Source organism: Catenulispora yoronensis, from assembly GCF_039531695.1.
Classification (GTDB): Bacteria; Actinomycetota; Actinomycetes; order Streptomycetales; family Catenulisporaceae; genus Catenulispora; species Catenulispora yoronensis.
The window spans coordinates 1-6,679 of the sequence record NZ_BAAAQN010000123.1 but is presented as its reverse complement, the minus strand read 5'-3'; the positions used below and the strand labels follow the sequence as shown (position 1 = coordinate 6,679).

The window sequence follows — 6,679 nt, the reverse complement described above, 5'->3', positions numbered from 1 at the left end:
GAACACCATCAGGATCGCCCGGGCGCAGGTGAAGCCCGGGTGGGCAGGTCGGTCCCCGGATGGGAAGGTGATTTCCGGTCACACCTCCGAGATCCCCGCAGCCCCGCCTTATCCCCCCCGAGGCGGCGTGCGGAAAAGTAGGCCGGCGTGTTTCGCCGGTAGGTAGATGGTGTTGAACCCCGTGGGCCCGGTGCCGCAAGGCACCGGGCCCTTCCACGCGTGCGCCGCACCACAGGGGCTCGGCCGGCGCGCTGGTCCTGTGATGGTCCCAAACCGCATCGGGGTCCAGGACGACCATCGGGGGCTCAGGAGGGGCGTGGCGTGGGAGTGCCGGTATCACGCCGGACGGCAGGAGGGGTGTAGCGCCGTATGCGCGCAGCAGTGATCGAGCGGCAGGTGCCGATGGCGCACGTCCAGACGGCCCGGGCGGGCGGGTCGCCGGTCCCGGTCCTGGCCGACCTGCACTGGGCTGCTGCCGCACCGTGGTCGGTCCGGGTCGGGTTCCGCCGGGACGGCGAGCAGGTGTTCTGGAGGTTCGGGCTGGACCTGCTGGCCGCCGGAGTGGTCCAGCCGCCCCCGGGCGTCGCCGAGCACGGGCCGATGACGGTCTGGACCGCCGGGGAACAGCGGGAGAGGATCCTGCTGGGCCACGCCCAGGACACGGACGGACGCCCGGGCCGGCTGGAGGCCCGGACATCGGATCTGGCCGAGTTCCTGGCCGACGCGCTGCGCGCGATGGCCATCCGGACCGCGGCGGTGTAAGCGCCCTGACCGGGCCGCAGGGCACCGGATCGGATCGCGCGCCCCCGAAGGCCGTGCGCGGCCCCGCCCGGGCGGCTCGTCGGCCGGCCCCGGGCGCTGTGCCCCAGCGCTGCGTCACGGGCGGACCCGGCGGCCCGATCGTGCCGATGCCGCGGGTACGGCCGTCCCGGCGATCTGCGTTGCGGGCGTGCGGGGGCTGCGGTCAGCCCGGCAGGGGTGCGCCGTGTCGGCCGGCGACGCGTCGGTTGTCGACAGCGGCGTCGGCCCATTGCCCGGCAGTGAGTTCGCCGCCATCGGCTGTGGCGCGGATGTACGCGGCGGCGGACTGGAGCGCCCAGGCGGCCTGGTCGCGCAGGACTGCCGCGAACTGCCCGGAGGCGAGCATGTTGGCCCGGGTCAGGAACTCGGGGGCCAGTTCCCGCGGGGCGGTGTCCTGGGCCAGGTGCAGGTCGTGGGCCAGCAGCCCGGTGCAGGTGTCGTCGACGGCCGAGGCGATCTCGGCGAGGTCGTCCTCGTTCAGAGCGTCGCCGACCTGCCAGCCGCGGGCCAGTATCGCCGCCGCCCCGATGCCCAGGAGCTCCCCGAGGTACTCCCCGGCGTTGAAGTGCTCGACCAGCGGTGGGCTCTGGTCGCGGCCGTAGGTCAGTTGCAGGCGCATCGTGGCCTGCGGCGGCAGCGTGGGGTGCAGCATGACGGCGGCGATCTCGCCGAGCATGGTGCGCTCCCCGGTGGTGAGCTGAAACCCGGAGGATGCCGGGCGGTCGGCGGTGCTGTCCACGGGGTCGGTCCCCGGTGTTGCGGGGGGTGCGGTGTCGGTGCTGGGGTCCATGGCTGTCGGCCTGCTGTCTTTCTGGGTGGCCACGTCGTTGACGTGGGAAGATATCGCTTCTTGGCGGGGTCGGGACCAGCGGTGCGTGTCCGTCGCGTGGGTAGGCGGCGCCGTGATCGGGGGTGCGTCCTCATCTGCTGCCATGACCTGTCGACGGCAGGTTGCCGGCCGGCGTCCTGCGCCTACCAGGGTCCTGCGGCCACGACGGTGCAGGCGTCGTCGTGGTATTTGCCGGCGATACGCAGCAGGTGGCCGGCGATCACCGCCGGGGAGTGTCCAAGGGTCCCGGCAAGGGTGTCTGGGCCCCACCGCCCGGTCAGGCCGTCGGAGTGCAGGACCAGTGCGCTGCCGGTCGGCAGCGGGTGGGTGGAGGTGCGCAGGGCGGGCATCTGGCGTCCGGCGATGCCGGGCTGCGCTGGCAGACCGGTCTTGGACGCAGGTGTCACGATCGCCCCGGCGATGTCGCCGACGCCGCAGAACAGCACCCGCGCTACCTCCGGCTCGACGCGGGCCACGGCCACCGCGGCGCCCCGCGTCCCGGCCAGCCCCTGGTGGACCTCCTGGACAACTTCCTCCGGCAACCGGCCACGGCCGGTGCGGAAGGCACGGAGCGCGGCCCGGGACGCCACCTGCGCCAAAGGGCCATGCCCGAGCCCGTCGCAGAGCATCACCAACACCGCCGCCCCCTGCCCGGGCGCCGGCGTGCCGTCGTCCAGGCGCGCCGCCCAGCCATCCCCGCACTCCAGCGCCCCGCTGATGGGCCGGGTCACCCCCTCCACCACGGCCCGCGGCAGATCGTAGCCAGGCTCCGGGCGGCCGGAGGCGTCCCGAGCCCAGAACCGGGCCAGCATCACCGTCCCGTGCCCGACAGCGGAGTGCAGATCGAAGACGTCGGCCGAGCGGACAATCGCACCCAGGCCAATGCCCAGGGTTCCGGCCGTCGAGCGGCCGTCGCGCATCGCCGCGGCCACGTCCGCCATTCCCGGCCCGCTGTCCACGGCCAGGAACTCGACCCCGGCGTGCTGCGCGGTCCGCACCACCCGCAGCACGATCGCCCCTGCGACGGCGTGCTTGGCCAGGTTGGAGGCGGCCTCCGACACCGCCAGTGCGACCTGGCCGACCCGGTGCCCGTCCAGCCCGACGCGCCCGGCCAGCCGCGCCGCGGCACCCCGGGCGCCGGACAGGTCGTCGCGGAACCAGGCGACGTCCTGGGTCTCCAGCAACAGGAAACTCACCGCACGAACCCGCCGGCGCACACCGTGAGCACACAGCGCTTCCTATCAGCATTGCTGTAGCCCATGATCGTCTCCGTAGTGGAAGGTGAATCGAAGGGGGTTGTGCCAGTCGTGCGTGGGGCCTTGGAGCCGGAAGAAATTAGGTCGTGACGTCGGTGTGTCGGGGCTTGGCCTTGTGGTAGGGGCGTCGCTCTGGCTGTGCGTGACCGGCTTGCGGTGCTTCTCTTCGATGTACTCGCCCTGTACCTGGACGAAGAGTTGGTATGGCTGTCCGTCGGTCCTCGCTGCGTTGGGTTGGCCACCAGCCAGGTGCGCGGATCGGGATAGCCGGTGTATTCGATGGCCGTGCGGATCAGCCGCATGGTTGGGCTGCCACCGGCTGGGTCGAAGCGGTACATCGACAGCTCTGCGAGCTATTCGTCCGGCCAGCTACCTGCGCAAACCGGTCGGAAGCCTGATCAGAGATCTGGAGGGCGCCGGCTATGCGTACCACACAGCACCGTGCCGACACGCGACGTCACGACCTAATTTCTTCCAGCTCCCTTGTGTCCCCGGAAGGACGCGGCAACCGCGGCCGCGTCCGACCAGCCGCCCCGGCCACCAGGGGCACGACAGCCATCCGGCGGCCGGGCGGTGCAACCTTCGATCACCAGCGAAAACATCAGCAGGACAGTTCGGCCGGCGAGAACCGGAACACAGCCCACGACAGGGGCCGCCGGCCACGCAATCGGCGAACCCTGATATGCAGCGCCCGATGAACCCCAGAGGGATTCCTGTAACGCCGGGCCCAAGCCCGGTAACAAGGTCTTCGCGCAGAAAGCCGCGGGGAGTTCAGATCGGGCGGATGTTCTCGGCGTGCGGGCCCTTGGCGCTGTGCGCGACCTCGAACTCGACCCGCTGACCCTCGGCCAGCTCGCCGAAGCCCTCGGCGCTGATGTTCGAGAAGTGGGCGAACACGTCGGGCCCGTCGCCGTCCTGCTCGATGAAGCCGAAGCCCTTCTCCGCCTTGAACCACTTCACGGTGCCGACAGCCATCTATGCGTCTCCTTGGTGGGGCCGTACCGAAACCCGCACTGCGCGCGCTTCGCGCCGCCGCGATGACGACCACCCCGGAACTCGCACCGGGAAAACAAAGATGCGCCTGTCGGCTACAACCGACAGGCGCACACAAGTTCATGGGAACCACAACTGCAACAAGCGCAACGGTACCACTCGCAGGGTCTCGCAGGGGCCGGTTTCGGCCAGGAGGGGCCCCCGCGTCGCCTCACAGCGAGCCGGGGCCAAGCGCCGGTGATGATTTCCGGGAACCAACACCGGCCCGGCACGCGGCAACCGTCTTGCAGGCGACCGCCATCTGCTGCTGCGCAGGCACATCGGCAACCTGTCACCCGATCGGCCGACCCGAACCGGCCGCCCGTCTCAGCGGATCCCGGAGCGGCCTGACCGCGTACAAAGGGTCCAGGACGCCGTCATCCGGCCTGCTCAGGCCGGATGCGGCTGCCAGTGATTCCACAGCAGACGGCATGTGCAGACCCGCTCCAGTGCACCTCAGGCAACTGCTAGCGAAAATCTGTAGTGACTGGGGTAGACATCCAGACCCCTTGTGGGTAGTGTTCCTGTCGTAACCACAGTAGTGAACAGGCGCGGCAGACACGAACTGGCGCGAGAGCAGTGGCAGGACGGCAATAGGGTTCCGGGGCCAGAGCTGGTGGGCGCCGGGGCCGACGGCCGGGCCGATGAGACCCGGGGCTGCCGGAAAGTGAAGTACCGCAAGTGCAGTCAGCAGTACCGCAGGTGAAGACGCAATACCCGTTTGGCAGGACACGAAGAGAACAGGAGCGAACACCATCAGGATCGCCCGGACAGTGCATTGGTCCGGGTGGGATGGTCAGACCCCGGATGGGAAGGTGGTCCCCGGTCAGCAGTCCAAGATCCCCGCACCCCCGCCGAATCTCAGGCGGTCACGCGGAAAAGTAGACCGGCGCGTTTCGCCGGTAGGTAGATGGTGTTGAACCCTCTAGGGCCCGGTGCCGCACGGCACCGGGCCCCTCCACGTGCATGCCGCCAAGACTCAGAAGAAGGTGCATGTGACAGGCAGTACCCGATCCACCCCGGCCGACCGGCTGGACGATGACGACTACCCCGCCTACACCATGGGCCGGGCCGCCGAGATGATCGGCAGCACCCCCGCCTTCCTGCGGGCGCTGGGTGAAGCCAAGCTGATCGTCCCGCTGCGCTCCGACGGCGGTCACCGCCGCTACTCGCGCTACCAGCTGCGCCTGGCCGCCCGCGCCCGCGAGATGGTCGACGCCGGAACCCCCATCGACGCCGCCTGCCGCATCATCATCCTGGAAGACCAACTCGAAGAAGCCCAACGCCTCAACACCGAGCTGCGCCGAGCCGACCACGGGTGACCCCGCCCGGCTCAGGACCGCCGTCCAGCGCCACAGAGAACATGGTGCCCCGGGAACTGGTCGTCCTCGCCAAGTACAGCCTGACGAACTGTCGTAGTGGTCAGGGACCCCGACCCCGAAAGCACGTGGGATCGGTCCAAGCCGAACAGTCTGGCACCAAAACACTTCGGCCCGGGTCCAAGCGGTCGCCGTGTCAAGGTCAGGGTTCGGTGTAGCCACCGTCGGCGTGTTCGGGGCTGCCGAACAGCGGCGGCCAGTCGGCGGGCAGTTGCATCAGCACCTGGTCCATCAATTCGGGGCCGGCCACGTCTGCGACCACGGACAGCACCGCCGACGTCCCACAGCGCGGTGACCTCGGTGGCGCCCTCGATCCAAGCGGCCGTGGCCCGCACGAACCGCTCCGCGGTCAGCGGCTCAGTGGATTGCAGCGGGTTGAGCAGAATCTAAGCGAACGTCGCCGCGCCGGCAGCTGGGCGGCCAGCTGGGCCCGCACCGTGCCGACCACATGCGCGCCCAGCAGCGCCAACACCACTTGGGACGCGCGCTCAGCTTCATACGGTTCGGGGTAGGCGCCGCGGTCCTGGACGGCGGTAAGGAACGCCTCCCACCTCACGGCCATCGGCTTCCCCTTCCTGTGAATTAATTTCGGGCCTGGCGCGAGGTGGGCCGCTCGCCGAGCCGGGCCTGGGGTCGGTGAGCGGCCCGGTCAGGGATCCGCGCGGGACTGGCGGTGTTCAATCCAGACCGGCAGCCCGATCCACATCGCGGCACCGGGCCTGGCGGCGGCCCCAGCGAGGCCGACGGTGAGCGGGCTGGCCCCGACCGTCCTTCCGGCCGTCCGAGAGGGTGGTCGTGTCGGGGGTTTCGGCCTTGCTGGAGTACGGGACCGGTCGCAGGCGGCCCGCCGTGCCGGGTCGTGCAGCACCTGCCAGGCGGCCAGGACCGCTTCCAGTTCCCTGGCCGCCTGGGCTTCGGTGTCGCTCGCGGTGTCCGGATGCAGTGCCCGCAGCCGGGTTCGGAATGCCCGGGTCACCTGGTCGCTGTCGGCATCCGAGCGGACGCCGAGGATCGCAATCAGGCCTGGGGCTGCGGCTGGGAACAGTGGCTGGGTCGTCGGATGCACCTGGCGTCGGCGGGCCCTGCAGCCGCCGCTGCCCTCATCGCCCGGAAGGGAGTCGGGTTGCTCGTCGTGGCGGGGTGCGGCGGCCGCGGGTCTGGCGACGGTCAGGCGTTGATCTCCTTGCGGCTGTCGGCTGCGGTGATCTGGACCTTGCGGGGCTTGGCCTTCTCGGCGACGGGGATGCGCAGGGTGAGCACGCCGGCGTCGTAGTCGGCCTTGATGTTGTCGGTGTCCAGGGTGTCGCCGAGGAACAGCTGGCGGGAGAACGCGCCCAGGGGCCGTTCGGAGATCTCGACCTTGGTCTCGCCGATCGCGGTGG

7 protein-coding genes and 1 pseudogene are annotated in these 6,679 nt (G+C 70.4%); 2 read left to right on the top strand and 6 right to left on the bottom strand.

What is annotated here, in order from left to right; genetic code table 11:
• Positions 1-369 precede the first annotated feature (369 nt).
• The gene (locus tag ABD481_RS46160) at positions 370-762 is read left to right on the top strand and encodes an SsgA family sporulation/cell division regulator (protein ID WP_344672287.1); all 393 of its coding nucleotides are present in this window, start codon (positions 370-372) and stop codon (positions 760-762) included.
• Between the two features lie 202 nt (positions 763-964).
• Here the strand turns inward: ABD481_RS46160 and ABD481_RS46155 are convergent, their stop codons facing one another.
• From ABD481_RS46155 to ABD481_RS46145, 3 genes are all read right to left on the bottom strand, one after another.
• Complete coding sequence (locus ABD481_RS46155) at positions 965-1,591, bottom strand: hypothetical protein (RefSeq protein ID WP_344672286.1); 627 nt, start codon at positions 1,589-1,591, stop codon at positions 965-967.
• Positions 1,592-1,773: 182 nt separating this feature from the next.
• Positions 1,774-2,826, bottom strand: coding sequence for an ATP-binding protein (locus tag ABD481_RS46150; protein ID WP_344672285.1), 1,053 nt, complete (start codon positions 2,824-2,826; stop codon positions 1,774-1,776).
• 831 nt (positions 2,827-3,657) lie between these two features.
• The gene (locus ABD481_RS46145) at positions 3,658-3,861 is read right to left on the bottom strand and encodes a cold-shock protein (protein WP_344672284.1); all 204 of its coding nucleotides are present in this window, start codon (positions 3,859-3,861) and stop codon (positions 3,658-3,660) included.
• Between the two features lie 1,118 nt (positions 3,862-4,979).
• On the opposite strand from ABD481_RS46145, the gene ABD481_RS46140 reads away from it, so the two are divergent.
• Positions 4,980-5,240 (top strand): MerR family transcriptional regulator, encoded by a 261-nt coding sequence (locus ABD481_RS46140; RefSeq protein ID WP_344672288.1) that lies wholly within the window; start codon positions 4,980-4,982, stop codon positions 5,238-5,240.
• Between the two features lie 199 nt (positions 5,241-5,439).
• Here the strand turns inward: ABD481_RS46140 and ABD481_RS46135 are convergent.
• The 3 genes and pseudogenes from ABD481_RS46135 to ABD481_RS46130 form a co-directional block, all read right to left on the bottom strand.
• Positions 5,440-5,859: pseudogene (locus ABD481_RS46135) on the bottom strand (DUF2267 domain-containing protein).
• A gap of 87 nt (positions 5,860-5,946) precedes the next feature.
• Positions 5,947-6,363 carry a J domain-containing protein gene (locus ABD481_RS47575; protein ID WP_425559440.1) on the bottom strand — a complete coding sequence of 139 codons (417 nt, stop codon included), beginning with the start codon at positions 6,361-6,363 and terminating at the stop codon, positions 5,947-5,949.
• Positions 6,364-6,464: 101 nt separating this feature from the next.
• Positions 6,465-6,679: Hsp20/alpha crystallin family protein (locus ABD481_RS46130; RefSeq protein ID WP_344672283.1), on the bottom strand; the 215-nt coding region annotated here is incomplete at its 5' end.

Coding starts and splice junctions, on each gene's coding strand:
- ABD481_RS46160 (WP_344672287.1), top strand. CDS start 370: ATGCGCGCAGCAGTGATCGAGCGGCAGGTGCCGATGGCGCACGTCCAG.
- ABD481_RS46155 (WP_344672286.1), bottom strand. CDS start 1,591: ATGGACCCCAGCACCGACACCGCACCCCCCGCAACACCGGGGACCGAC.
- ABD481_RS46145 (WP_344672284.1), bottom strand. CDS start 3,861: ATGGCTGTCGGCACCGTGAAGTGGTTCAAGGCGGAGAAGGGCTTCGGC.
- ABD481_RS46140 (WP_344672288.1), top strand. CDS start 4,980: ATGGGCCGGGCCGCCGAGATGATCGGCAGCACCCCCGCCTTCCTGCGG.